18 protein-coding genes and 3 tRNA genes are annotated in these 25,400 nt (G+C 70.5%); 6 read left to right on the top strand and 15 right to left on the bottom strand.

The window, feature by feature from the left end:
- Positions 1–23: 23 nt before the first annotated feature.
- From ACZ6AA_RS36510 to ACZ6AA_RS36475, 8 genes are all read right to left on the bottom strand, one after another.
- Positions 24–146 (bottom strand): hypothetical protein, encoded by a 123-nt coding sequence (locus ACZ6AA_RS36510; protein ID WP_471462784.1) that lies wholly within the window; start codon positions 144–146, stop codon positions 24–26.
- Positions 147–395: 249 nt separating this feature from the next.
- Complete coding sequence (locus ACZ6AA_RS36505; RefSeq protein WP_471462782.1) at positions 396–836, bottom strand: hypothetical protein; 441 nt, start codon at positions 834–836, stop codon at positions 396–398.
- A gap of 146 nt (positions 837–982) precedes the next feature.
- The gene (locus ACZ6AA_RS36500) at positions 983–1,183 is read right to left on the bottom strand and encodes a hypothetical protein (RefSeq protein WP_471462780.1); all 201 of its coding nucleotides are present in this window, start codon (positions 1,181–1,183) and stop codon (positions 983–985) included.
- A 314-nt stretch (positions 1,184–1,497) separates the two neighbouring features.
- Complete coding sequence (locus ACZ6AA_RS36495; protein ID WP_468449592.1) at positions 1,498–1,767, bottom strand: hypothetical protein; 270 nt, start codon at positions 1,765–1,767, stop codon at positions 1,498–1,500.
- Complete coding sequence (locus ACZ6AA_RS36490; protein WP_471462778.1) at positions 1,764–7,172, bottom strand: DUF6531 domain-containing protein; 5,409 nt, start codon at positions 7,170–7,172, stop codon at positions 1,764–1,766. Before ACZ6AA_RS36490 ends, ACZ6AA_RS36495 begins: the two co-directional genes overlap by 4 nt.
- A 443-nt stretch (positions 7,173–7,615) precedes the next feature.
- Positions 7,616–7,689: transfer RNA gene (locus tag ACZ6AA_RS36485), tRNA-Ile, on the bottom strand.
- Between the two features lie 242 nt (positions 7,690–7,931).
- Positions 7,932–8,004: transfer RNA gene (locus ACZ6AA_RS36480), tRNA-Asn, on the bottom strand.
- A 5-nt stretch (positions 8,005–8,009) separates the two neighbouring features.
- Positions 8,010–8,082: transfer RNA gene (locus ACZ6AA_RS36475), tRNA-Asn, on the bottom strand.
- Positions 8,083–8,250: 168 nt separating this feature from the next.
- Between ACZ6AA_RS36475 and ACZ6AA_RS36470 the strand changes: the two genes are divergently transcribed.
- From ACZ6AA_RS36470 to ACZ6AA_RS36455, 4 genes are all read left to right on the top strand, one after another.
- Positions 8,251–8,550: a YtxH domain-containing protein gene (locus tag ACZ6AA_RS36470; protein ID WP_380857274.1), complete on the top strand. Its 300-nt coding sequence runs from the start codon at positions 8,251–8,253 to the stop codon at positions 8,548–8,550.
- Positions 8,551–8,661: 111 nt separating this feature from the next.
- Positions 8,662–10,104 carry a xylulokinase gene (locus ACZ6AA_RS36465; RefSeq protein ID WP_468449594.1) on the top strand — a complete coding sequence of 481 codons (1,443 nt, stop codon included), beginning with the start codon at positions 8,662–8,664 and terminating at the stop codon, positions 10,102–10,104.
- A 382-nt stretch (positions 10,105–10,486) separates the two neighbouring features.
- Positions 10,487–12,220 (top strand): ABC transporter ATP-binding protein, encoded by a 1,734-nt coding sequence (locus tag ACZ6AA_RS36460; protein WP_468480852.1) that lies wholly within the window; start codon positions 10,487–10,489, stop codon positions 12,218–12,220.
- A gap of 26 nt (positions 12,221–12,246) precedes the next feature.
- The gene (locus tag ACZ6AA_RS36455) at positions 12,247–14,145 is read left to right on the top strand and encodes an ABC transporter ATP-binding protein (protein WP_468449596.1); all 1,899 of its coding nucleotides are present in this window, start codon (positions 12,247–12,249) and stop codon (positions 14,143–14,145) included.
- Positions 14,146–14,164: 19 nt separating this feature from the next.
- Here ACZ6AA_RS36455 and ACZ6AA_RS36450 read toward each other — a convergent pair whose 3' ends face one another.
- The 5 genes from ACZ6AA_RS36450 to ACZ6AA_RS36430 all read right to left on the bottom strand — a co-directional run bounded on the left by ACZ6AA_RS36450 (position 14,165) and on the right by ACZ6AA_RS36430 (position 21,698).
- Complete coding sequence (locus ACZ6AA_RS36450) at positions 14,165–15,451, bottom strand: RNA polymerase sigma factor (protein WP_468449597.1); 1,287 nt, start codon at positions 15,449–15,451, stop codon at positions 14,165–14,167.
- A 253-nt stretch (positions 15,452–15,704) separates the two neighbouring features.
- Positions 15,705–17,609: a DNA primase gene (gene dnaG / locus ACZ6AA_RS36445; RefSeq protein ID WP_468449598.1), complete on the bottom strand. Its 1,905-nt coding sequence runs from the start codon at positions 17,607–17,609 to the stop codon at positions 15,705–15,707.
- 167 nt (positions 17,610–17,776) lie between these two features.
- Positions 17,777–19,039 carry an NAD(P)/FAD-dependent oxidoreductase gene (locus ACZ6AA_RS36440; RefSeq protein WP_468449599.1) on the bottom strand — a complete coding sequence of 421 codons (1,263 nt, stop codon included), beginning with the start codon at positions 19,037–19,039 and terminating at the stop codon, positions 17,777–17,779.
- Positions 19,040–19,270: 231 nt separating this feature from the next.
- The gene (locus ACZ6AA_RS36435; protein WP_471462774.1) at positions 19,271–20,596 is read right to left on the bottom strand and encodes a deoxyguanosinetriphosphate triphosphohydrolase; all 1,326 of its coding nucleotides are present in this window, start codon (positions 20,594–20,596) and stop codon (positions 19,271–19,273) included.
- A gap of 100 nt (positions 20,597–20,696) precedes the next feature.
- The gene (locus tag ACZ6AA_RS36430; RefSeq protein ID WP_471462772.1) at positions 20,697–21,698 is read right to left on the bottom strand and encodes a sirohydrochlorin chelatase; all 1,002 of its coding nucleotides are present in this window, start codon (positions 21,696–21,698) and stop codon (positions 20,697–20,699) included.
- A gap of 144 nt (positions 21,699–21,842) precedes the next feature.
- Between ACZ6AA_RS36430 and ACZ6AA_RS36425 the strand changes: the two genes are divergently transcribed.
- Together ACZ6AA_RS36425 and ACZ6AA_RS36420 are read left to right on the top strand one after the other, a co-directional pair.
- The gene (locus ACZ6AA_RS36425) at positions 21,843–22,145 is read left to right on the top strand and encodes a hypothetical protein (protein WP_468449602.1); all 303 of its coding nucleotides are present in this window, start codon (positions 21,843–21,845) and stop codon (positions 22,143–22,145) included.
- 147 nt (positions 22,146–22,292) lie between these two features.
- Positions 22,293–24,440, top strand: coding sequence for a molybdopterin oxidoreductase family protein (locus ACZ6AA_RS36420; protein WP_471462769.1), 2,148 nt, complete (start codon positions 22,293–22,295; stop codon positions 24,438–24,440).
- A 51-nt stretch (positions 24,441–24,491) separates the two neighbouring features.
- Here the strand turns inward: ACZ6AA_RS36420 and ACZ6AA_RS36415 are convergent, their stop codons facing one another.
- Complete coding sequence (locus ACZ6AA_RS36415; RefSeq protein ID WP_468480848.1) at positions 24,492–24,968, bottom strand: gamma-glutamylcyclotransferase family protein; 477 nt, start codon at positions 24,966–24,968, stop codon at positions 24,492–24,494.
- The gene (gene cutA / locus ACZ6AA_RS36410) at positions 24,965–25,285 is read right to left on the bottom strand and encodes a divalent-cation tolerance protein CutA (RefSeq protein ID WP_468450170.1); all 321 of its coding nucleotides are present in this window, start codon (positions 25,283–25,285) and stop codon (positions 24,965–24,967) included. Before cutA ends, ACZ6AA_RS36415 begins: the two co-directional genes overlap by 4 nt.
- Positions 25,286–25,400 lie beyond the last annotated feature (115 nt).

Raw genomic sequence — 25,400 nt, 5'->3', positions numbered from 1 at the left:
CCAGCGGTGAAGGTCTGAACGGTTTAGAGGCTGTGGTGCACGCGGTCGACGAGAGGATCACCGCGGTGCCGGGTCTCGCGGGCCTGCCGGGCGGCGACGCGACGCAGGTGGAAGGCGAACTCCTCGGCCTGCTCCTCGATCTGCACATACGCAGGATCCAGCGGCATCGCCTGCGAACGGGCGCGGAGCGTTCGGTCTGCGGTCAGGGTGTTCGTTCTGCCGTTCCGTCTGCTCCGCCTCTTCGAGCTTGCTCGCGAACGAGGCAGGGCGGGCCTGCCCCTGCGGGGAACGGCGCTGCTCGTCCAGGCAGCGAGCCCTGTGCCGACTGCCGGCCTGGAAGGTCTCCTTAGGCGAGGGCGAGCACCGCAGACGCGGGCAGCAGGAGTGGGATTCCGTCAGCGGAGGTCGTACGAGAGGTTTTCGCGTGCCGCCCGCCGCACGCTATTGAGCCTGGCGTCCTCTTCCGGGAAGAGTTCAAGCATCTCGTAGGCGTAGGACGCCGCCTCGATGGAACGGCCTGAGCAAATTTCCTCGTAGAGGATCCAGGAACCGCCGCGGACCAGGTCGAGGCATGCCTCGGCGGTGTCGTCCTGCTCGCCGTGGACCAAGGTGTGCAGGACCGACATCAGCTGGTGGCGATGCTCGTGCGGGGCGCCCGCGGCGAGCGCCGCCATCACCATGGACGCCGTGGCCACGGCGGGCTGCATGAGGTTCGACTGCACGAAGGCGTGGTCGTCCGCCCAGCCCTCCCCCGTGTCCTCCGGGGGCGGTCCGCCCAGGGAGCGGAGGAAGTCCCGGGGAATGTGTTCGGCCGATCCGAGGCACCCGCACGTCATACCCGCCCAATTGTGCCGGGAGATTTCCGTCTGCAAGAGGTCAAAGAAATTCACTTACATCACCGGACGCCGAGTGGAAGCTGAGGCGACGTGGACCGCACAAGAGAGATGCCGTACAGGAACAGACTCACCACGATTCGCACGGACTATTCGTCGACCACTGGAACACCTGAGTCCAGCATCCTCTGAACGACCTGTTGATGAACGGTCTCATCGTCAATCAGCTCCACCATCTGGTTCACCTGATGGACGATGAGCAGAACCTCGTCTCCGCCCACTTCAAGTCGCTCAAGAACATAGGTTCCTGGCGGGGCGGCCCATAGATAGGAGAACTGGTCGACACTCATCGGACGAAGGTACCATCCTGCATCCAACGACCTCCGAAGCGGATTGTGGTTCCGTCCGGCAGGACGACCTGGCTGGACCTCTGAGGCGATCCGCTCCGGCCGTACTTCAGCATCAGTGCCATGTCGGGCCTACTGGCGTAAGCCGTCCAACCTGGGTGAGTGTGGTAAATGAGCCGGAAGTTGGACCCCACTGGCTGGCCTTTCGGCAGTGGTTCGCTGTCCTGGCTGATTGAGGCCAGTGGTGGCGTGGATCTCGTCTACGGGCCATAAGCAGTGACTCGCCATGATCGCGAACTACGGCTGGAGTACTAGCCTCAGTCGACCCTCAGTTTGATCTGCCGATTGCGCTCGACATGGTCGACAACCACCCCTTCGATGGCAACGCCAACCTCGGGCCACCGAGTCGAATCGCAGACCTCACCATCAGGGACATAAGAGATGGCATCAATTACGGCTCTAGCTGCGGGGAATTCGGGTATGTGTACGAGCATCCCAAACTGATAGTGCCGCTCCACAACACATCGAACGCGCACACCATAAGGCAGGCCATCCTTAACTCTTCGCCATTCCTGCTCATCACTCATTTGTGCCATATCCTCGGATACCCGTTCAGCTTCTCAATGTCATAATTAGGAATCGCGACCTCATATTGCGGACCCCCCTGATATTTCCGCCGATAACCCCTAAAGTATCGCTCGTAATCAACCGCCGGTATCTTGATTTCAACTATTCCATCACCGTACGAATTGGCATATGTCTGCGCCAAAGATCGATCCTCTGCGAAGTAGGCATGCCCATCAGGCAAAGCATACGGGTCATTCGGATTGCCGGGGAAGTCGTCAGCCCGGTAGCCGTTGGTGTGCTGATTTTGACCTGCGCCTCTCTGCGGGGCCTTGAACAAACTCACTGTGTCGTCCCCAGACGAAGCCCCACCGAACGCCGGATCGTCAGCGTGCGCTGCTCCAGGGCCAAAACGCCTTGGCGCCACCGCCCCGCCCGGCTTGTTCACGAGTTTCTTGCCCCATGTCCAAGCGGGTCCTACAAGACTGCCGAGCGCCCCACCCGCAGCCCCGAACAACAAATCCGTGGGGCTAGTCGGCTGGCACTGCACCGAGTTGACGGCGTACGTATAGGCCGCCCCGATGGCGGCGTCCGTGACCACCGCCGTCGCCAGGGCCCGTCCCCCGGAGAGGCCGAGCGAGGTGGCGAAGCCCATCCCCGCGGGGGCGAGGTAGCCGGCGCCCGCGCCGATCACGGTGCCCTTGGCCGTGGCTCCGGCGAAGTCTCCCCAGTCGAAGTCGTCCTGGTGTGTCAGGGCATAGACCCCGCCGCCCACGACGCCGCCGATGACGCCGCCGATGCACCAGGGGCACGCCCCGGACGGGTCGGCGAGGTTCGACGGGTCGTTGTTGACGTACGCGTACGAGGACTTGCTGGAGTTGTCGAGGGCGGCCGGGACCGGGTCCTGGCTGGTGAAGCGGCGCTGGTCGATGTCGTAGGAGCGGGCGCGCAGCAGGAGGCGGTCCGGCAGGTACTGGTCCTTGTACTGGCCGGTGTAGCCGAAGATGCTGGTCTGGCCGCCGCTGATGGTGGCCTTGCCGGTGGACTTGCCCCAGGGCCCGTAGGTGTAGCGGTAGTTGTCCTTGCCCGCCGCGTCGAAGACCGTGCTGACGGAGTTCTGCCGGTCCTGGGTGAAGTGGAACGTGCCCTTCGTGCGGTCCATGGACCGCGCCGTGCCGTCGGGGTCGTAGCGGTAGTCCGCCATCAGGTCACCGGCGCCGTCGGTGTCGGTGGCCAGCTGCGGCAGCGGGTTGTTGATGTCCCAGCGGGAGGTGCGGGCGAGCTTGGTGTTCTTGTCGCTGACGGTGCGGTTGCCGTCCGCGTCGTACTGGAACGCGTAGGCGTCCGAGCCGATCGTGGCCGACTTGACCCGGCCCAGCGGGTCGTACGCGTAGGTGTCCGCGCCGTCCTTGGTCTGGTTGCCGTCCGCGTCGTAGTCGAACTCGGTGGTCGTCGACCCCTTCGTCGCGGAGTCGAGCCGGTCGGCCTCGTCGTGCGCGTACGTCGTCGTGGTGCCCGACGCCTTCGCCGTCTTGAGGTTGCCGACCTTGTCGTACGTGTACGTCTCGCCGTCGGTGCCGGGCAGGCAGGACGCGGTGCCGGTGTCGGTGCACGCCCGCTTCATCCGGCCCGCGCCGTCGTACGCGTACCGCGTGGGCTTGCCGCCCTTGGGCGTGTCCGTGATGATCCGGCCCGCGTCGTCGTACGCGAAGGAGTTGCTGCCCGACGGGGTCGTCAGGGAGGCGAGGCGGCCCGCCTCGTCGTAGCTGCGGCTCTCGGTGCGTGCCGTGGTCGTCGGCAGCGTCACCGAGGTGAGGTTGCCCGCCTCGTCGTACGCGTAGCCGGTGGCCTTGCTGTCGGTCGTCTGGGTCTTGACCCGGCCGGTGTCGTCGTAGGCGTACGAGGTGGCCCGGCCGTCGGGATAGGTGCGGGACTTGAGGGTGCCGTCCGTGTTCCACCGGTAGATGAACGGCTTGTCCGCGCCCGGCGACGTGATCGTCTCGATCTTGTCGTCGTTGTCGTACGTCAGTGTCCGCGTGCCGGTGGCGTCCTTGACCGTGATGACGCGGCCCGCGTCGTCACGCGTGTACGTCTGCGACGGCGATCCGTCCGAGTACGTGACCTTGGTCGGCAGGCCGCGGGAGTCGATCGTCGTGGTGATGGTCTGGCGGCGCGCGTTGGTGACCTTGGTGCGGTTGCCTTCGGCGTCGTAGGTGTGGTCGACGGTCTCGCCCAGGGGGTTCTTGACCGAGGTCATCCGGCCCTCGGCGTCGTATCCATAGGTGGTGACCCGGGCGTTGGCGTCCTTGCTGGTGTCCAGGAACCCGGCCTTGGTGTAGGTCGGGTCCGTGGTGCCGCCGTCGGGTCCGGTGATCAGGTCGACGCGGTTGAGCGCGTCGTAGGCGTACGCCGTCGGCTTGTTGCCGGGCTCCGCCACCGAGGTGACGTTGCCGACCTGGTCGTAGCCCGTCGTCCGCTTGTGCTTGAGCGGGTCGGTGACCGAGGTGGGGCGACCCGCCGAGTCGTAGCCGATCGACCAGGTGTACTTGGCGGGGTCGGCGCCGGTGGCGTGGCCACGCGGGTCGACCATGGTCGTGCGGCGACCGTCACCGTCGTAGCCGTAGGTGGTGCGTTCCTTCTCCGGGGAGACCTCGGCTGTCAGGTTGTTGTCGTCGTCGTACTCGTACCGGGTCAGGTGGCCCGACCAGGTCTTCGAGGACTCCAGGCGGCCCTCGTCGTCGTAGGCGAGCGTCGTGCCGTGGCCGAGGCCGTCGGACGTGGCGGTGACCGAGCCGTTGTCGTCGTAGGTGACGGAGCGGGTGTGGCCCAGGGGGTCGGTCGTCGACAGCGGGCGGTCGTCGGCGTCCCAGGCGAACCCGCTGGTCCTGCCCTGCGGGTCGGTGACCGACTTCCGGTTGCCGACCTTGTCGTAGCCGAACTTCCAGGTGTAGTCGGACTTCTTGGCGCCCTCGACGTTGCCGCGCGCGGTCACCAGCTGCGACTGGCGGCCCGCCTTGTCGTACACGTACGAGGTGGTGCCACCGGTGCGGTCGGTGAACGACGCGGCCCTGCCGACCTTGTCGTAGCCGGTGACCTGCTTCTTCCCGGCAGGGTCGGTGACCGTCGTCGGGCGGCCGGCGTCGTCGTAGCCGTAGCTCGTCACCTGCTTCTTCGCGTCAGTGACGGTGAACAGGCGCCCGGCCGGGTCGTAGTCGTACGCCGTGACGTTGCCGCGGGCGTCCTCGACCGTCTTGAGGCGGTCAGCGGCGTCGTAGGAGTAGCCGGTGGTGTACTTCGCGGGGTCCGCGCCGGGCTCGTTGCCGCGCGGGTCGACGGCCGTCTTCAACCGGCCGGAGTCGTCGTACGTGTAAGTGCGCCTGCCGCCCTCGGGCAGGGTGACGGACTTCAGATTGCCGTCTGCGTCGTGGCCGTAGCGCGTGACCTTCCCGCGTGCGGACGTGGCCGTCTCGATGAGGCCCGTCGTGGCGTCGTACCCGTACGTCACCGGCTTGGTCAGCGGCCCGTCGACCGAGGTCAGCTGGTTCTGTGCGTTGTATCCGAAGAGGGTCTTGTTCGACTCGCCGTCCGTGTGGGTGGCGACGTTGCCGGCGCTGTCGTAGGTCCACGACTCGTCGGAGGCACGGGACGAGCGCCGCTTCATCCGGCCCGACGTGTCGAAGTCCCACTGCGTTTCGCGGATCTCCGCGTCCACCGCGCTGGTGCGGTTGAAGTGCTGGTCGTAGCGGTAGTAGCTCTTGTTGCCGAGCGGGTCGAGCTGGGTGAACAGGACGTTCTTGTAGTAGATGTCCGTCCAGACGCCGCCGTCCGGCGCCGTCACGTCGACCTGGTCGAACGCGCCGTTCTTCGTGTACGCGAAGCGCGTCTCTTCCTTGACCCCGTCGGTCTGGGACGTCACCCGCCCCTTGTCGTCGTACACGTTCTTCGTGGCGACCTTGCCGTCGGCCTTGGTCACCTCGTCCAGGAAACCGGCCGGGCTGTAGCCGTACTTCTCGATGCTGCCGTCCAGCGCCTTCACGCCGGTCAACCGATCGCCGGTGTAGTCGTAGTCGACGAGACGGCCGTCGGCCAGCTTCAGCTGGTCGAGACGGTCACCGGTGTAGGACAGTGCGGCTGTCCGCCCGGCGGCATCTGTGATCTTCGTGGGCCTGGCGCCGGTGTACTCCAGCGTCAGGCCCCGACCGGTCCGGTCCTTGAGCGACGACAGCCGTCCCTCGGAGGTGAAGGAGTAGACCCGGTGGTCGGCCGTCGTCAGCCTGTAGCCGCTGCCGTCGGCGGACAGCGTGGAACGGGCCTGTCCCGGGGCCGCGTACGCTCCCCCGCTCTTCTTCGCGTAGGTATGCCGCGCGCCGCCCTCGCCGATGAGCGTGACATCACCGTCGGCCTGCACGGCGAGCCGCGTCTCCCACGGCAACTGCCAGCCCTTGCCGAGTGCACCGGAACTCGTGTTGTCCGAGGAGTACACGCGCCGCACGCTCAGCGGTACGCCCGGGGCTGCCACGTGAGCGTCGGTGAAGGGTTCCGTGAAGGCGCCGGTCGCGGTGTTCACCGGGTCGGCGCGCATCACCGTCGTCCCCACCGCGCCGCTCGCGTCGCCGCACAGCGCGGCACACGCGGCCCCGTCCGGGAGGGCAGGGACCATGTAGAAGAGGTTGTACGACCCGCAGGTCTCCTTGTCCGTGGGGTCGTCGGCCACGGTCGTGCAGACGTAGACGAAATACGAGGGGTCGGGCTTCTCGCACACGGTCGTCGGCAGCGTGATGGAGGCGCTCACCACGGGGAACGTCTTGTCCGTGTTGAGCGTCGGCGCCTGCACCGTCTGCCCGAAGTCCAGGACCTTGTCCGGCGTACCCGCGCAGTAGTCCTTCACCTGCCAGCGCACCTTCACCGGGTGCACCTCGTCGTCCGCTCCCCCGGTCTGCCAGATCGCCGCCGACACCTGCAGCGGCTCCCCCGGCACTGCGGCACCGATGTGGTTGCCCAGCGCCATCAGCCAGCCGCCCTGCTGAGCGGCCGTGTTCCCGAAGGGGTCGACCGTGTACTGGTAGAGCGCACCGCTGGAGTAGGAGGGGGCCGCTGCCTTGGGGGCGGCTGCCTTGGGCCGGTCGGCCGCCTTCAGCTGACGCTGGTTGCGCTTGAGCAACTCGATCTGTGCGGCGCTCGCGGGCCGGCTCTTCGTGGTCGGCAGCGCGCGGGCCTTCGACGCCTTGGCCCGATCCTTGGTCTGCTCGCGCCGATCCTTGAGCGAAACCGGCTTCTGCTCGGGGGCGGGCACGGGCATGCGATCCGAGCTGCCGCGGCTCGAACCGCCGCGTCCAGGAGCCGCACCGGCTTCGCCCGCCGACACCCCCACCAGCCAGCCGCCGCCCGCGACAACGGCCAGCACCAGCATCACGACCAGCACGCGCATGCGTATCAACGCAGCCGTCACCACAGCCCCCCACCCTCACGATGCACACACATTCGTAATGAGTTGTGTGCAGGTCGTGACGAACTTTGATGCAGGTGACATCAAGAAGGCAAGGGGCAGGAAGTTAAGCTATGCCCCTTTTGTGAGTGTCCATTCGGAAAGCTTTACCGAGGCGTGATTCCGCAAGGCACCCCAGAGCGGCCTAGGACGCACTTGCGAGCGCAGGTGGGGAACACTTCTTCGGAGGGGTACTCGGACCCGTCCGGCTCGACGCCCCCTCCCCCTTGATCCAACCCGGCGGCCACTGCCGTCCATGACGGTTCACCAGGTCGCGGGAGCGTTGCGCCACAGCAAGGAGGCCGCGTGCGGCGGGGGCGTGGCGAGAGATCTCTGCGGAAACGCCACGCCGTGACGTTTCCGCAGGTCAGATCGATTCTGCTGAGTGGGGCGGGTGGGACTCGAACCCACGGCCGACGGATTATGAGTCCGCTGCTCTAACCGGCTGAGCTACCGCCCCTAACGGCGCGTCGCGCACATTTGTGCGCGCCGTCTGCCGCAGCATAGCCGCTCATACGATCTCCTGCTCCGGCTGGTCGGCTATGCACGACCATGAGGACCCCACTGCGGCCCGCACGGTTCCACCGGGGGCGAAACAAGCACGTACGAGGGATCGTTGGGGGCGGTTCCCGGAGGGGTCCGGGCATGCGGGAGGGCCCCCGCTGCGCCGCGAACGAACGCTTCAGGGGCCCTCTCGAACAGCTCTCCCGACTGGACTCGAACCAGTAACCTGCCGGTTAACAGCCGGCTGCTCTGCCAATTGAGCTACAGGAGACCGCGCTCCCCCGACTGGACTCGAACCAGTAACCTGCCGGTTAACAGCCGGCTGCTCTGCCAATTGAGCTACAGGGGAATGACTCGTGGTGACGGAGTCACTGCAACAATGTCACCTACCTGGGGATTCCCGGGCGGCGTGCGCTCGCTGCGACACATACATTAGCGCAAGCAGGGGGGTGCTCCGCCAATCGGTATCCCCCGCGACCGACGTCGGGACAGTCGAGGCAAGGGAAGGGTGGCCGTCATGCGCTACCGGCTCACATTCGTGGCAGGTCTGGCACTCGGGTACGTGCTCGGGACCCGGGCCGGACGCGAGCGTTACGAGCAGCTGAAGAAATCGGTTCGCGAGATCTCCCAGAACCCCGCCGTCCGCAACACCGTGGAGTCCGCGGCCCAGCAGGGCCGGGACGTCGCGGGCAAGGCCTTCCACTCGGTGTCGGAGAAGGTCGGCGACCGGATGCCGGACTCCGTGGCCGACCGGGTGCGGTCGCTGCGTGAGCGCGGGCAGGGCGCGGAGGACGACTGGGGCACCAGCAATACGTAGCCGGTGCGCCGCGGGCGCCGGGCGCGCCGCCGCCGCGCGGTCACCTGCGACGACGAGCCCCGTACGGACAGCCGTGCGGGGCATCGTCCGTTGTGCGGCAGAATCCTCGGCATGGGGATAGTCGCGGGGTTGGACAGTTCGCCCGAATTCACACGCATCGTGGTCTGTGACGCCGACACGGGTGCCGTACTCAGGCAGGGCTATGCCCCGCATCCGGTGGAGGCCCCGGAGGGCGGCGGGAAACCGACGGACGTCGACCCGCAGGCCTGGCTGCTCTCCCTCGGCGAGGCGGCGGGCGGCGGACTGCTCGAAGGCGTACAAGCGATCGGCGTCTGCGCACAGCAGCACGCGCTGGTTCCGCTCGACTCGCAGGGCAACACGGTCCGGCCCGCCCTCGTCGGCAACCACCCGCGCGCCCAGGTCGCCGCCGCCGACCTCGTCGACGGGCTCGGCGGCCGCCAGGCGTGGGCCCAGGCGGTGGGCTGCGTACCGCAGGCCCCGATGCCCGTGACGAAGCTGCGCTGGCTGGCCCGGCACGAGCCGGAGGCGGCGCTGCGCACCCAGTTGCTCATGCAGGCCCACGACTGGCTGGTGTGGCAGTTGCTCGGGCGGCCCGCGCGGCGCACCACCGACCGGGGCGGGGCCTCGGGCACGGGGTACTGGTCGGCGGCGACCGGCTCCTACCGTCCCGACCTGGTGGAGCTCGCGCTCGGGCACCAGTCGATGCTGCCGGAGGTCATCGGTCCGGCGGATGCCGCGGGTACGACGCCGGAGGGGCTGCTGATCTCCGCCGGTACCGGCGAGACCATGGCCGCCGCCTTCGGGCTCGGCGTGCAGCAGGGCGACGCCGTCGTCTCCCTCGGCGCCTCCGGTTCCGTGATGGCCGTGCACCACGAGGCGCTGGTCGACCCGAGCGGGACGATCACCTCGCTGGCCGACGCCACCGGCATGCATCTGCCGGTCGTGCACACCCTCAACGCCGTACGGGCGCTGCGCGGAACCGCCGAGATGCTGGGCCTGCCCGACCTCGAAGCGCTCTCCGACCTGGCCCTGAAGTCGACGCCGGGCGCCCACGGGCTCGTCCTGCTGCCTTATCTGGAGGGCGAGAAGACGCCGAGCCTGCCGCATGCGGCGGGCACCCTGACGGGGCTGCGGCGCGAGTCGATGAAGCCCGAGCACCTGGCGCGGGCCGCGTTCGAGGGCATGCTGTGCGGGCTCGGCGACGCCCTCGACGTGCTGCGCGGGCGGGGCGTCGAGGTGCGGCGCGTGTTCCTGCTCGGCCCCGCCGCCGATCTGCCCGCGGTGCGGGCGATGGCGCCGATGCTGTTCGGCACGCAGGTCGTGGTCGTACAGCCCGCGGACTACGCGGCGATCGGCGCGGCGCGGCAGGCCGCCTGGGCGCTGACCGGGCAGCTGCCGCTGTGGCAGGGCGCGGTCTCGCAGGTCTTCGAGCCCGGCGAGGAGCTGGCCGTCGGGCAGGCGGTGCGGCAGCAGTACGTGACGGTGCGGGAGCAGGCGCACCCGGGGGCGTTCTCGGGGACGCCGGTCGCCTGAGCCGCCGCCTCGCCCTGGCTCGCTCCGGGCCCCCGGCTGTCCGAGCCGCCTCGCCGCGGATCACCACGGACCCGTTCGCCCGAGTCGCCTCCCCACGGACCCGGTCGCCCAAGTCGCCTCACCACAGACCCGGTCGCCCGAGTCGCCTCACCGCGGCCCGGGCGGCCGGGTCGGTCGTTTTGCTGCGGAATTGGGTATTCCACAGCGCTGCGTGAGGGAACCAAAGCGTTCAGTGTGCCCAGTTCTTGACCGAGGCTGATTTTTGACCGAGTCATGGGTTAATCGGTTGCACGCGGGTGGGTGCGGTGGCGCAGGATGGTGGGCGACTTCGACGACGCCTCCCCCCGCCTCCCCCCATCCATGACTCAGCCGAGAGACGAGCGTGCTCATACGACTCCTGCGGACCCATCTGGGTCCGTACAAGAAGCCCATCGCCTTGCTGGTGCTCCTGCAGTTCCTGCAGACCTGCGCCTCGCTCTATCTCCCCACCCTGAACGCCGACATCATCGACAACGGTGTCATCAAGGGGGACACCGGTTACATCCTGTCGTTCGGCGCCCTGATGCTGGCCGTCACCGTGGGCCAGATGGTGTGCAACATCGGCGCCGTCCTGTACGGCGCCCGCACCGCCGCCGCCGTCGGCCGTGACGTCCGGGGCGCCGTGTTCGACCGGGTGCAGTCCTTCTCCGCGCGGGAGCTCGGCCAGTTCGGCGCGCCCACGCTGATCACGCGGACGACCAATGACGTCCAGCAGGTGCAGATGCTCGTCCTGATGGCGTTCACGCTGATGGTGTCGGCGCCGATCATGTGCGTCGGCGGCATCATCATGGCGCTCGGCCTGGACGTGCCGCTGTCGGCGGTGCTGCTCGCCGTGGTGCCGGTGCTCGGCATCAGCGTCAGCCTGATCGTGCGCCGCCTGCGACCGCTGTTCCGCACCATGCAGGAGCGCCTGGACACGGTGAACCGGGTCCTGCGCGAGCAGATCACCGGCAACCGCGTCATCCGCGCCTTCGTCCGCGACTCCTACGAGAAGGAGCGCTTCCGGGGCGCCAACGCCGAGCTGACCGACGTCTCGGTGAGCTCCGGCAAGCTGCTCGCGCTGATGTTCCCGATCGTCATGACGGTGGTGAACCTGTCGTCGATCGCCGTCGTCTGGTTCGGCGCGCACCGCATCGACGACGGCGACATGCAGATCGGCGCGCTCACCGCGTTCCTCGCCTATCTGATGCAGATCGTCATGTCCGTCATGATGGCCACCTTCATGTTCATGATGATCCCGCGGGCCGAGGTGTGCGCCGAGCGCATCCAGGAGGTCCTGGACACCGACACCAGCGTGGTGCCCCCGGCGGAGCCGGTGCGGGAGCTGCGCGGCCACGGCCACCTGGAGCTGCGCGGCGCCGGATTCCGCTACCCCGGCGCCGAGGAGCCGGTCCTGAAGGCCATCGACCTGGTCGCGCGCCCCGGCGAGACCACCGCCGTGATCGGGTCGACGGGCAGCGGCAAGTCGACGCTGCTCGGCCTGGTGCCACGGCTGATGGACGCCACCGAGGGCGAGGTCCTGGTGGGCGGCGTCGACGTGGCCACCGTCGAGCCCGCGCTGCTCGCCCGCACCGTCGGACTCGTACCGCAGAAGCCGTATCTGTTCGCCGGGACCGTGGCGAGCAATCTGCGGTACGGCAATCCGGACGCGACGGACGAGGAGCTGTGGCACGCGCTTGAGGTGGCGCAGGCCAAGGAGTTCGTGGCGGGACTCGCGGAGGGGCTGGACGCGCCGATCGCGCAGGGCGGCTCCAATGTGTCCGGCGGGCAGCGCCAGCGCCTGTCCATCGCGCGGACGCTGGTGCAGCGGCCGGAGATCTACCTCTTCGACGACTCCTTCTCCGCGCTCGACTACGCCACCGACGCGGCACTGCGGGCCGCGCTCACCCAGGAGACCCGCGAGGCGACCGTCGTGATCGTCGCCCAGCGCGTGTCCACCATCCGTGACGCCGACCGCATCGTGGTCCTCGACGAGGGCCGGGTCGTCGGCACGGGCCGCCATCACGAGCTGATGGACGACAACGAGACGTACCGGGAGATCGTCCTCTCCCAGCTGACGGAAGCGGAGGCCGCGTAATGCCCCCTGGTGGCATCGGTGGACCGATGATGGGGCCCGACTCGCGGTCCATGGACTTCAAGGGCTCCGGGAAGCGGCTGCTCGCGCAGTTCCGGCCGGAGCGGGTCACGATGTACGGGATGCTCGCGGCCGTCGTCATCAGCGTCGCGCTGTCCGTGCTCGGCCCGAAGATCCTCGGCCACGCGACCGACCTGGTCTTCGCGGGCATCGTCGGCAGGAACATGCCCGAGGGCGAGTCGAAGGCCGCGGCCATCGAGCGGCTGCGCGAGCACGGCGACGGCGGCATGGCCGACATGCTCTCCGGGCTCGACTTCACGCCCGGCGAGGGCATCGACTTCGGCGCGGTCGGCGCGGTGCTGCTGCTCGCGACGGGCGCGTTCCTCGCGGCGGGCCTGATGATGCTGGTGGCCACGCGGCTCTCCAACCGGGCCATCAACCGGACCGTGTTCCGGCTGCGCGGCGACGTCCAGGCGAAGCTGTCGCGGCTGCCCCTGTCGTACTTCGACAAGCGGCAGCGCGGCGAGGTCCTGAGCCGGGCCACGAACGACATCGACAACATCAACCAGACGCTCCAGCAGTCGATGGGCCAGCTCATCAACTCGCTGCTGACCATCATCGGCGTGCTCGCCATGATGTTCTGGATCTCGCCGCTGCTCGCCCTGGTGGCACTGGTGACCGTGCCGCTGTCGTTCGTCGTGGCGACAAAGGTCGGCAAGCGCTCGCAGCCGCAGTTCGTGCAGCAGTGGAAGTCCACGGGCGCGATGAACGCACACGTCGAGGAGATGTACACCGGGCACACCCTGGTGAAGGTCTTCGGCCGCCAGGAGGAGTCCGCGAAGGCCTTCGCGGAGCACAACGACGCGCTGTACGAGGCGTCGTTCAAGGCGCAGTTCAACAGCGGCGTCATGCAGCCGCTGATGTTCTTCATGTCGAACCTGAACTACGTCCTCGTGGCCGTCGTCGGCGGTCTGCGCGTCGCCTCGGGGTCGCTGTCCATCGGTGACGTGCAGGCCTTCATCCAGTACTCCCGGCAGTTCTCGATGCCGCTGACGCAGGTCGCCTCCATGGCGAACCTGGTGCAGTCCGGCGTCGCCTCCGCCGAGCGGATCTTCGAACTCCTCGACGCCGACGAGCAGGAGGCCGACCCGGTGCCGGGCGAGCGCCCCGTGGATCCGCGCGGGCGCGTGGAGATGCAGCATGTGTCGTTCCGGTACGAGAAGGACAAGCCGCTGATCGAGGACCTGTCGTTGGTGGTGGAGCCGGGGCACACCGTCGCCATCGTCGGGCCGACGGGCGCGGGCAAGACGACCCTGGTGAATCTGCTCATGCGGTTCTACGAGGTCACCGGCGGGCGCATCACCCTCGACGGGGTCGACGTGGCCCGGATGTCCCGCGACGAACTGCGCGGCGGCATCGGCATGGTGCTCCAGGACACCTGGCTGTTCGGCGGCACCATCGCCGAGAACATCGCGTACGGCGCGGCCAAGGACGTCTCGCGCGAGCAGGTCGAGGAGGCCGCGCGGGCCGCGCACGCCGACCGGTTCGTCCGGACGCTGCCCGACGGGTACGACACCGTCATCGACGACGAGGGCACGGGGGTCAGCGCGGGCGAGAAGCAGCTCATCACCATCGCGCGGGCGTTCCTGTCCGACCCGGTGATCCTTGTCCTCGACGAGGCGACGAGTTCCGTGGACACCCGTACCGAGGTGCTCATCCAGAAGGCCATGGCCCGGCTCGCCCACGGGCGGACCTCGTTCGTCATCGCGCACCGTCTGTCGACGATTCGCGACGCCGACACCATTCTGGTGATGGAGGACGGGGCGATCGTGGAACAGGGCACGCACGACGCGCTGTTGGCGGCGGAAGGCGCCTACGCGCGGTTGTACGCGGCTCAGTTCGCGCAGGCCGTGGCGGAGGTCGACTAGCGCCGTCGGGGGCGGGCCCTCAGTCCAGGTAACCCCTGAGCTGGTCCGCGAAGGCGTGGTCCCGCAGCTTGTTGAGGGTCTTCGACTCGATCTGGCGGATGCGTTCGCGCGTGACGCCGAAGATCCTGCCGATCTCCTCCAGGGTGCGGGGCCTGCCGTCCGCGAGGCCGTAGCGGAGCTGGACGACCTTGCGTTCGCGTTCGCCGAGCGTGGAGAGCACCGCCTCCAGGTGTTCGCGCAGGAGCAGGAACGCCGCCGACTCCACGGGGCTCGTCGCGTCGCCGTCCTCGATGAGGTCGCCGAGCGCGACGTCGTCCTCCTCGCCCACGGGCGCGTGCAGCGACACGGGCTCCTGGGCGAGGCGCAGGACCTCGCTGACGCGCTCGTGCGGCAGGTCAAGGTGGGCGCCGACCTCTTCGGGCGTCGGTTCGTAGCCGCGCTCCTGGAGCATGCGGCGCTGCACGCGCACGACGCGGTTGATGAGTTCGACGACGTGCACGGGCACGCGGATGGTGCGGGCCTGGTCGGCGAGGGCGCGGGACATGGCCTGGCGGATCCACCAGGTGGCGTACGTCGAGAACTTGTAGCCGCGGGCGTAGTCGAACTTCTCCACCGCCCTGATCAGGCCGAGGTTGCCCTCCTGGACCAGGTCGAGCATGGTCAGGCCGCGGCCCACGTACCGCTTGGCGACGGAGACGACCAGGCGCAGGTTGGCCTCGATGAGGCGGCGCTTGGCCATCCGGCCCATCACGACCAGCTTGTCCAGGTCGAGGGCGAGCTGGGAGTCCGGGTCGGGGGTGCCCGCCAGTTTCTCCTCGGCGAACAGGCCCGCCTCGACGGCGCGCGCCAGCTCGACCTCCTCGGCGGCGGTGAGCAGGGGTATGCGGCCGATCTCGCGCAGGTACTGGCGGAACAGGTCGGAGGAGGGGCCGCCGGTGTCGGCGCGGCTGCGGGGGCTCGGCACCTCGACGACCTCGACGACCTCCTCGGGCGGCTGCTCGGGGGCCGGCTCGGCGGCCTCCGGCAGTTCCGGATGGAGCGGTGCGTGGCCCTGCGGCGGCACCGCCGCGATGATGTCGGCGTCCACCGCCGCGTCCACGGGCGCGGCGGTGTCGGTCTGGGTGAGGGTCTGGGTCTGCACGGGGGCGACCTCCAGGGTGATCGCTGCCGCGGGGGACGGCAGCGGTACAGCGGGACCGGCGTCGACGGCCTCGCCGCTGTCCGTCCCGAACACGATGTGTGGAACCGCGGGAATGTCGGACCCGCTGTCTGCTGCGGGCCGGCCGCGCTCCGAGGACTCAGGCACCGCACCCCAGTGTGGAGTACGACACACGGCCGCCACGAGGGGCGTGCGGTGACTTTTTGAGTCCGGTGCGTGACCGGACGGTTACCCCTCGCGGGGCGCCCCAGTCCCGCCCCTTTCCCCAAACCGGGGGCTGCCGCCCCCTGGACCCCCGCTGTCGGCGCTCCGCGCCTCGTCCTCAAACGCCGGACGGGCTGGTACTCACCGGCACATTTTCCAGCCCCTCCGGCGTTTGAGGAGCGGCTCCCCGCGAAGGTCAGAGCGCTGCGGCGCCCCGCTCGCGCAGAGCGCGGCCGTACTGCTGCAGGACCCACAACTCGTTCTGCACGGCGGAGAGTTGCTCCGGGTCGCCGTGGCTGCCCGCGAGTCGGGCGAAGGTGCCCTGGACGTCCCGGACCCGGCGGTCCACCGCGCGCAGCCGCACGGTGACCAGCTGCTCCCCCGCGTACGCCGCGTCGACGGTCCGGCGCATGATCGCCTCGACGGCCAGCTCCGTGACCATGGCGCGGACCCCGTCGTCGGGGGCGGCGTCGCGGACCCGGACCAGATAGTCCTGCGGATCCTGCGTGCCGTACTCCGCGCCGCCCGCGTCGAGGATCGCCTGGCGCACGGCGGCGTAGGGCGCGGCGGTGAACTCGTCGACGCCGTACGCGTCGAAGGCCGGGGAGACCAGGCCGGGGTGCTGGAGGGCGAGCTTCAGGAGCTCGCGCTCCGTGGCGTACACCGGATTGCGCAGGTTCAGGGCCGGGCCCGCGTGGCCCTGCCGGGCGGCGGGGGCGGGGCCCTGCGGGGCGGCGCCGCGCTGCGGGGCCGGGCCCTTGCCGCCGCGCTCACGGGCCCAGCGGGCGAGCTGCGCCACGCGCTTGACGACGAACTGGGTGTCGAGGATGCCGAGCATGCCCGCGAGCTGCACGGCGACCTCGTGCTGCGCGCCGGTGTTCTTGATGCGGGCGACGACGGGCGCGGCCTCGTCGAGGGCGGCGGCGCGGCCCGCGGGGGTCTCCAGGTCGTACCGGGCGACGATCTGGCGGAGGGCGAACTCGAACAGCGGGGTGCGGGGTTGGACGAGGTCGGCGACCGCCGCGTCGCCCTTGGCGAGCCGCAGGTCGCAGGGGTCCATGCCGTCGGGCGCGATGGCGATGTACGTCTCGGCGGCGAACTTCTGGTCGTCCTCGAAGGCGCGCAGGGCCGCCTTCTGGCCGGCCGCGTCGCCGTCGAAGGTGAAGATCACCCGGGCGGAGCCGTTGTCCATGAGCAGGCGCCGCAGGATCTTGATGTGGTCGGTGCCGAAGGCCGTGCCGCAGGTCGCGATGGCCGTGGTGACGCCCGCGAGGTGGCAGGCCATGACGTCGGTGTAGCCCTCGACGACGACGGCCCGGCTGGCCTTGGCGATGTCCTTCTTGGCGAGGTCGATGCCGTACAGGACCTGGGACTTCTTGTAGACCGGGGTCTCGGGCGTGTTCAGGTACTTCGGGCCGTTGTCGTCGTCGCGGAGCTTGCGGGCGCCGAAGCCGACGACCTCGCCGCCGATGTCGCGGATCGGCCACATCAGGCGGCCGCGGAAGCGGTCGATGGGGCCGCGGCGGCCGTCCTGGGAGAGCCCGGAGAGGATCAGCTCCTTGTCCGTGAAGCCCTTGCCGCGCAGGAAGCGGGTGAGGTGGTCCCAGCCCGCCGGGCTGTAGCCCACGCCGAAGTGCGCGGCCGCCGCCTGGTCGAAGCCGCGCTCGGCGAGGAACTTGCGGCCGATCTCGGCCTCGGCGCTCTCCAGCTGGGCGATGTAGAAGTCGGTGGCCGCCTTGTGCGCCTCGATCAGGCGGATGCGTTCGCCGCGCTGGTGGGAGGGGTTGTACCCACCCTCCTCGTAACGCAGCGTGATGCCCGCCTTGCCCGCGAGGCGCTCGACCGCCTCGGAGAAGGTGAGGTGGTCGACCTTCATCACGAAGGTGAGGGTGTCGCCGCCCTCCTGGCAGCCGAAGCAGTGGAACAGGCCCTTGCTGGGGCTGACCTGGAACGACGGCGACTTCTCGTCGTGGAAGGGGCAGAGGCCCTTGAGGTTTCCGCCGCCCGCGTTGCGCAGCTGGAGGTACTCGGAGACGACGGCGTCGATCGGGACCGCGTCCCGAACCGCCTTCACATCCTCGTCATTGATCCGTCCAGCCACCCTGGGATTCTACGGCTCGGCACCGACACTCCTGTCCTCGCGGGGCGCCCCGGTCCCGCCCCTTCTCCGAAACCGGGGGCTGCCGCCCCCGGACCCCCGCTGTCGGCGCTCCGCGCCTCGTCCTCGAACGCCGGACAGGCTGAAATCAGCCCCTCCGGCCAGGGCCGTCAGCCGAGCAGGGACGTCAGCGGGCGGTTCGGGTCGGCGAGGGCGTCGGGATCGGGGTGGGCGGCCGTGCGGATGAGCTTCTGGATGGCATCCGTGACGTCCCACACATTCACGTTCATCCCGGCGAGGACCTGCCCCTCGCGCAGCCAGAACGCGATGAACTCGCGCTTGGCCGCGTCGCCGCGGATCACCACCTGGTCGTACGAGCCCGGGGGCGCCCAGCCCGAGTACTCAAGGCCCACGTCGTACTGGTCGGAGAAGAAGTACGGCACCCGGTCGTACGTGACGTCCTTGCCGAGCATGGCGCGGGCGGCGGCCGGGCCGCCGTTGAGGGCGTTGGCCCAGTGCTCCACGCGCAGCCGGGTGTCGAAGAGGGCGTGGTGGACGGCGGCCACGTCACCGGCGGCGTAGATGTCCGGGTCGGAGGTGCGCAGGGAGGAGTCGACGGCGATGCCGCCGCCGTCCGCGCGGTCCACCAGGTCGAGGCCCGCGGACTCGGCGAGCGCGGTGCGCGGGGCGGCTCCGATCGCGGCGAGCACGTCGTGCGCCGGGTGCTCCTCGCCGTCGTCGGTACGGGCGGCGAGGACCATGCCGTCCTGGCCGGTGATCTCGGTGAGGCGGGCGCCGAAGTGGAAGCGGACGCCGTGCTCGGCGTGCAGGTCGGCGAACATCTGGCCGATCTCGGGGCCGAGGACGGCGTGCAGCGGCGACGGCTCGGGCTCGACGACGGTGACCTCCGCGCCGTACTCCCGGGCGGCCGCGGCGACTTCGAGGCCGATCCAGCCAGCGCCCGCGATCACCAGATGGCCGTTGTCGCGGCCGAGGGCGGCGAGCACGTGCCGCAGCCGGTCGGCGTGGGCGAGGCGGCGCAGGTGGTGCACGCCCGCGAGGCCGGTGCCGGGGACGTCCAGGCGGCGGGGCTCGGCGCCGGTGGCGAGGAGCAGCTTGTCGTAGCGGATGACGGTGGCGTCGCCGAGGCGGACCGTGTGCGCGGCGCGGTCTATGGCGACGACGGTCTGGCCCAGGTGCAGTTCGACGTCCGCCTGCGCGTACCACCCGGGCTCGTGCACGAAGACGCTGTCGCGGTCCTCCTTGCCCAGCAGATAGCCCTTGGACAGGGGCGGGCGTTCATAGGGGTGGTCGCGCTCGTCGCCGATGAGGATCACCCGGCCGGTGAAGCCCTCGGCCCGGAGCGTCTCGGCCGCTTTCGCGCCCGCGAGGCCCCCTCCGACGATGACGAACGTCTGATCCGCGTCGACCACTTGATGCCTCCTCGAAACCTTCAGCTCATGGGAGCGTCCCGCACGGAGCGTGAGGACGGAAGGGGTTGCGCGGCTCCGTGGCCACTTTCCGTCACGTCCCCGCGCGCCCGATCCGACGCCGCTCCCGCAGACCTGACGACTGGCTGCCCCGGCTCCTCGATCTCCTGGATCTCCTGTTTGCTCAATTTTGCTCAGTCTTCTGCTTCCTCAACAATTTATGGGTTGCCCCTGTCATCTCCTAGGACGACCGCCCGTGAGGCGTCGGTGCAGGGACCGGGCGGCGGCGTCCGTGAGGGACGCGATCTGGTCGATGACGACGCGCTGGGCGGTGTGCTCGTCGGTCGCCGCGTCGTACAGCGCCCGGAACTGCGGGTCGAGGCCCTCGGGGGCGCGGGCGGTGAGCGCGGCGGCCAGCTCCGCGACGACGACGCGCTGGTCCGCGCGGAGCCGCTCCTGCGCGGGGCGCTGCATCACGTAACGGTCCGCGACGGCCTTGAGGACCGCGCACTCCAGGCGCGCCGCGCGGGGCACGACGAGTTCGGCGGCGTACCGGGTGAGCGGCCCCGTCCCGTACCGCTCCCGGGTGGCGGTCTCCGCCGCCAGACAGAAGCGGCCGATGAGCTGGCTGGTGGCGTCCTTGAGCCGGGCCTGGGCGACGGCCGACCCGTCGTACCCGTGCGGCCACCACTCCTGCGCCTGAAGCCGGTCGAGGGCCGCGGCCAGCTCCTCGGGATCGGTGTCTGCCGCCACGTACCGTCCGATGGCAACGGCAAAGACATCCTGCCGCTCGGGCTCGGCGTGCAGCAGATTCGGGTCGATGTGCCCGGCGTGCAGACCGTCCTCGACGTCGTGCACCGAGTACGCGACGTCGTCCGACCAGTCCATGATCTGCGCCTCGAAGCAGGTGCGGTGCCCGGAGCCCGGGTGGGCCGGGGCCTCCTTGCGCACCCAGTCGAAGACCGGCCGGTCGTCGTCGTACACACCGAACTTCACCGACGACGGATCGGTCGGATGGGAACCGCGCGGCCACGGGTACTTGGTGGCGGCGTCGAGCGCGGCCCGCGTGAGGTTCAGCCCCACGCTGACGAGCTCGCCGTCCTTCCCTCCGCGCGTGAACCGCTTCGGCTCGATCCGCGTCAGCAACCGCAACGACTGGGCGTTGCCCTCGAACCCACCGCACCCCTGCGCGACTTCGTTGAGCGCCTGCTCGCCGTTGTGCCCGAACGGCGGATGGCCGAGGTCGTGCGACAGGCACGCCGTCTCCACCAGATCCGGGTCACACCCCAGCGCCGCGCCCAGCTCCCGGCCGACCTGAGCGCACTCCAGCGAATGCGTCAGCCGCGTCCGCGCACTCGCGTCCCACTCCTGGCTCTTCGTCCCCGGCGTCACCACCTGCGTCTTCCCCGCGAGCCGCCGCAGCGCCGCCGAATGCAGCACCCGAGCCCGATCCCGCTGAAAATCCGTACGCCCCGGCCGTTTGTCGGGCTCGGGCGCCCATCGCTCAACAGCTGCCTCGTCGTAGAAAACGGTGTGCGGGTGCGGTGCGGTGCCTTCCATGGATCGACAGTAGACGGGGTGGGGGGTGGGGTGCGCGGGGGGTGTGGGCCGGGGGCGGGGCGGGGGCGGCCGGCCCTGCCTGGTCGAGGGGGGCCGGAGGTCAGGCCGACGTCAGCTGTCGGTGGGACACGGGAGTGGCTGACCTTGCCTGGTCGTAGCGGTGCAGCAGCAGGGCTGCGAGGGCCGGGTGGGCGCCGAGTGGGGCCGCGGCCAGCCACGGCGCGGCGTCGGCGACCTGGGTGGCGAAGCGGCCGGGTGCGGTGAAGTACGACGCCACGGCGGCGTGGCGGACCCCGCGGGCGGCCAGCGCGCGCAGGGCCGCGGGCATCGTCGTCGGGGTGTGCTCGGTCGGCGCGGCGTACGCGGGTACGACGGGGACGCCGAGGCGGCGGGCCAGGAGGCCGGCGGTGCGGCGGGTGTCGACGGCGGAGTCCGGGTCGCGGGAGCCCGCGGCGGCGAGGACCACGCCGTGCCCTTCCGCCGCGGGCCCGGCGGGCCAGCCCGCTTCGGTGAGGCGGCTGTGCAGGGCCTCTATGAGGAGGGGGTGGGGGCCCAGGGGGGCGGCCAGGCGGAGGGGGCCGCGGGGGCGGGCTTCGCCCGGGTGGGCGGGGGCCGCGGCGGCCGCTGCGGCGGGGATGTCGTGCTTGACGTGGTAGCCGCGGCTGAGGAGGAGCGGTACGAGGACGGCGCCGGGGCCGCCGTCGGCGGGCAGGCCGCACAGCGTCTCGTCGAGGCCGGGCTCATTCAGCTCGATGTGCCCGAGCCGCACGTCCAGGCCGGGGCGCAGGGCACGGACGAGGTCGAGCAGCGCGGTCACGGTGAGGCGGGCGCGGGGGTCGCGGCTGCCGTGGGCCACGAGGAGGAGGGTGGGGGCAGGAGCGGGGAGGGTGGGGACGGGGGTGCGGGTGGGGGTGGGGGCCGTTCCGCGGGACCCCTTAAGGGTGACGCGTCCGAGGCAGGTGCCCAGCTCGCCGGTGATACGGGTCATGAGTTGAGCGGTGGTGTCCAGGGCGGCGGTGGGGTCCGGCGGGGCCACGGCGCCGGGGAAGGCCGTGGGGTCCGGCAGGGCCGGGGGGTCCGGGTGCAGGTTCGACGGCGTCATGGACCGAGGATGGCCGGGGCAGATTGCGGTCCCGTTGCGTCGCCGTGACGAGTGTTTTCGAAGGGCTCACGGGCGGGGTGGGGGGACTGTAAGTCGGTAGGCTCCCGGCCTGATTCGCCCAGGCACCAGACAAGGACCCACTCCATGCCCCGCGCTTCCGCACTGATGTATGCCGCCGCCACCGCCGTGGCCCTGACGCTGCCGTTCGCGGCGCCCGTCGCCGCCGCCGGGCCCGGCGGTTCCCTGACGATCAACGGCACCACGTACAACGACCCGCGCCCCGGCTGCTACCCCAGCAACGCGCCCAACGCCCTGGTCGTCAACAACACCGCAAGCGACGCCTACGTGTACGCCGACCCGCACTGCCGGGACCTGAAGGAACTCCAGGTCGTCCGTCCCGGGGCCACCGGTTACGTGTCGGGCGGGCAGGGCGTCCACATCATCTGAGGTCCGCTGAAGGGGGCGCGGCGCCGGGCAAGACCCCGGCGCCGGTCCCGGGCCTCACAGCCGGGCCCGCCTCGGCCGGAGGTCGCCGTACCGCCCGCGTAACCCGCCGGCCCGTGGCGTGAAACAACCGCATCCGAGGGTGGGGGCATGCACCCCACGGCCGCACCCGAACGGACCCCGACCGCACCCGGTCCCGCCACGCCCACCCACTGCCCCTACTGCGCCCTCCAGTGCGGCATGGGCCTCGTCCGGGGAGCGGCCGGGGTGGAGGTCGTCGAGCGGCCCGCGTTTCCCGTCAACGGGGGCGCGTTGTGCGGGAAGGGGCGCACGGCGCCCGCCGTGCTGTCTTCGCGGGTGCGGTTGACCGGGCCGTTGGTGCGGTCCGGTGTGAGCGGGGAGCTCGAGCCCGCCGGGTGGGACGAGGCGTTGGATCGGGTGGCTGAGGGGCTGGCGCGGGTTCGGGGGGAGCACGGGGCGGATGCCTGTGGGGTGTTCGGCGGGGGTGGGCTGACCAACGAGAAGGCTTATGCGTTGGGGAAGTTCGCTCGGGTCGTGCTGGGGACTTCGCAGATCGACTACAACGGGCGGTTCTGCATGTCGTCCGCCGCTGCCGCCGGGACGCGGGCCTTCGGGGTCGACCGCGGGTTGCCGTTCCCGCTCGCCGACGTCGCCCGTAGCGGGTGCGTGATCCTCGTCGGGTCCAATCTCGCCGAGACCATGCCGCCCGCCCTGCGGTACTTGACCGAGCTGAAGGAGAACGGGGGCACGCTGATCGTCGTCGATCCGCGGCGCACCCGTACCGCCGAGCACGCCGATCTCCACCTCTCCCCCCGTCCCGGCACCGACCTCGCCCTCGCCCTCGGCCTGTTGCATCTCGTGGTTGCCGAGGGGCGCGTCGACGAGGTGTACGTCCGGGAGCGCACGACCGGGTGGGAGGAGGCACGGGCCGCCGCCATGGCGCACTGGCCCGAGTACGTGGAGCGGGTGACGGGGGTGCCCGTCCCGCAGTTGCGGGAGGTCGTACGGATCTTCTGTGACGCCGAGAACGCCATGGTGCTCACCGCGCGCGGGCCCGAGCAGCAGGCCAAGGGGACGGACACCGTCGGCGCGTGGATCAACCTGTGTCTGGCCACCGGGCGGGCCGGGCGGCCGCTCTCCGGGTACGGGTGTCTCACCGGGCAGGGGAACGGGCAGGGCGGGCGTGAACACGGGCAGAAGGCCGATCAGTTGCCCGGGTACCGGAAGCTGACCGATCCCGCGGCGCGGGCCCATGTCGCCGGGGTGTGGGGGGTCGATCCCGAGTCCTTGCCCGGGCCCGGTCGGTCCGCCTACGAGCTTCTTGACGCGCTCGGGCGGGATGTGAAGTCGCTGCTGCTCATGGGGTCCAACCCTGTTGTCTCCGCCCCTCGTGCCGCCCATGTGGAGGAGCGCATACGGTCGTTGGACTTTCTGGTCGTCGCCGACGTGGTGCTCTCCGAGACCGCGCGGCTCGCCGACGTCGTGCTGCCGGTCACCCAGTGGGCCGAGGAGACCGGGACCGTCACCAACCTGGAAGGGCGGGTGCTGCTGCGGCGGCGCGCCGTCGATCCGCCGGACGGCGTGCGCAGCGACCTCGAGGTGCTGCACGGGCTCGCCGCGCGGCTCGGGCACGGGGAGAGGTTTCCGGTCGAGGCCGAGGAGGTCTTCGAGGAGTTGCGGCGGGCCAGCGCGGGTGGGGTCGCGGACTACTCGGGGATCTCGTACGGGCGGCTGCGGGAAAGGGACGGCGAGGGCGTGTTCTGGCCCTGCCCGCGGGAGGTGGAGGGCGAGGACGCGCACGGGGGTACGCCTCGGCTGTTCCTCGACCGGTTCGCCACCGAGGACGGGCGGGCCCGGTTCGTGGCCGTCGTGCATCGGGACTCCGCCGAGGAGACCGACTCCGAGTATCCCGTCGTGCTCACCACGGGACGGGTGCTCTCGCAGTACCAGTCCGGCGCCCAGACTCGGCGCGTGGAGGAACTGAACGCTGCCGCGCCGGGGGCGTTCGTCGAGGTGCATCCTCGGCTCGCCGCCCGGTTGCGGGTTGCCGACGGGGAGGCCGTGGCCGTGGTCTCGCGGCGGGGGCGGGTTGTCGTGCCGGCGCGGGTCACCGCCGGGATTCGGCCCGACACCGTGTTCATGCCGTTCCACTGGCCGGGGGAAGGGCGGGCCAATACGCTCACCCATCCCGCGTTGGATCCGGTTTCGGGGATGCCGGAGTTCAAGGTGTGCGCGGTGCGGGTGGAGCGGGTGCCCTTGGACGCCGGAGGTGGGTGACCCCTTCGGGTGGGACGGGGGAGCCGCCGATCGGCGCTGCGCGCCTCGTCCTCAACCGCCGGACGGGCTGGAAACACCGCCCCCGGACAAGCCGGCACTCGGCGGCCACCTGCCCTCCGGCAACACCACCCCCCGCGCCCGCAACCCCGCCGCCAACCGCGCCCCCGCCACGTACACCCAGGCCCTCCTCCCCGCTCCGTCCGCACCCCGCACCTCACGCGCCACCCGCTCGTACAGGTTGTACGGGTCCCCGGGGTCGTAGTCCTCCAGGCGGTCCAGCGCCGTGCGCACCGCCTCGTACGCCGCCGGGACCGGGGTGATCAGGTCGCCGTGGACGGGGCCCGCCCCGGGGGTCTCCACCGCGTAGGGGTAGCCGGGGCCGTCGTACAGGACCGCGTCCGGCAGGTGGGCCGGGGTGTGGGTCAGGACGCGGCCGGACAGGTGCGCCGCGTGGTTGCGTTCGCCGGGGCGGAGGGTGCCGTAGACGAAGAACGGCAGGTGTTCGGCGTGCGTGTCGGGAGGGGTCACTCAGGGGCTCCCCCGGATGTCTCCTCCGCCACCCAGGACAAGTAGTCCGCGCTGCCCCTGGTCACGGGGGTCGCGATGATCTCCGGCGTGTCGTAGTCGTGCGCCGCCAGGAGCCAGGACTCCAGGGCGGGGTAGCGGGACTCGGTCGTCTTCAGGAGCACCTGCCACTCCCGGGCCGTCTCGACCGCACCCTCCCAGCGGTACACCGACGTCACCGGGCCGCTGATCTGCGCGCAGGCCGCCACCCGCGCCTCCACGGCACCGCGCGCCAGCGCGTCCGCCTTGTCCGGGGTGTCGGTCGTCGTCAGGACGGTCAGGACGGCGGAGGCGGTGGGGGTGGGGGTGGTGGGAGCGGTGCGCGTGGTGGGAGGTGCGGGGGTGGTCGGGTCCGTCACGGCGGGGGCTTCCTCTCCTCGGGGCTCAAGTACGGGG

Source organism: Streptomyces sp. NPDC040610, assembly GCF_055594065.1.
This window is presented reverse-complemented; position numbering and strand designations above follow the sequence as displayed.

Coding starts and splice junctions, on each gene's coding strand:
- ACZ6AA_RS36505 (WP_471462782.1), bottom strand. CDS start 836: ATGACGTGCGGGTGCCTCGGATCGGCCGAACACATTCCCCGGGACTTC.
- ACZ6AA_RS36500 (WP_471462780.1), bottom strand. CDS start 1,183: ATGAGTGTCGACCAGTTCTCCTATCTATGGGCCGCCCCGCCAGGAACC.
- ACZ6AA_RS36495 (WP_468449592.1), bottom strand. CDS start 1,767: ATGAGTGATGAGCAGGAATGGCGAAGAGTTAAGGATGGCCTGCCTTAT.
- ACZ6AA_RS36490 (WP_471462778.1), bottom strand. CDS start 7,172: ATGCGCGTGCTGGTCGTGATGCTGGTGCTGGCCGTTGTCGCGGGCGGC.
- ACZ6AA_RS36470 (WP_380857274.1), top strand. CDS start 8,251: ATGCGCTACCGGCTCACATTCGTGGCAGGTCTGGCACTCGGGTACGTG.
- ACZ6AA_RS36465 (WP_468449594.1), top strand. CDS start 8,662: ATGGGGATAGTCGCGGGGTTGGACAGTTCGCCCGAATTCACACGCATC.
- ACZ6AA_RS36455 (WP_468449596.1), top strand. CDS start 12,247: ATGATGGGGCCCGACTCGCGGTCCATGGACTTCAAGGGCTCCGGGAAG.
- ACZ6AA_RS36435 (WP_471462774.1), bottom strand. CDS start 20,596: ATGGAAGGCACCGCACCGCACCCGCACACCGTTTTCTACGACGAGGCA.
- ACZ6AA_RS36430 (WP_471462772.1), bottom strand. CDS start 21,698: ATGACGCCGTCGAACCTGCACCCGGACCCCCCGGCCCTGCCGGACCCC.
- ACZ6AA_RS36425 (WP_468449602.1), top strand. CDS start 21,843: ATGCCCCGCGCTTCCGCACTGATGTATGCCGCCGCCACCGCCGTGGCC.
- ACZ6AA_RS36420 (WP_471462769.1), top strand. CDS start 22,293: ATGCACCCCACGGCCGCACCCGAACGGACCCCGACCGCACCCGGTCCC.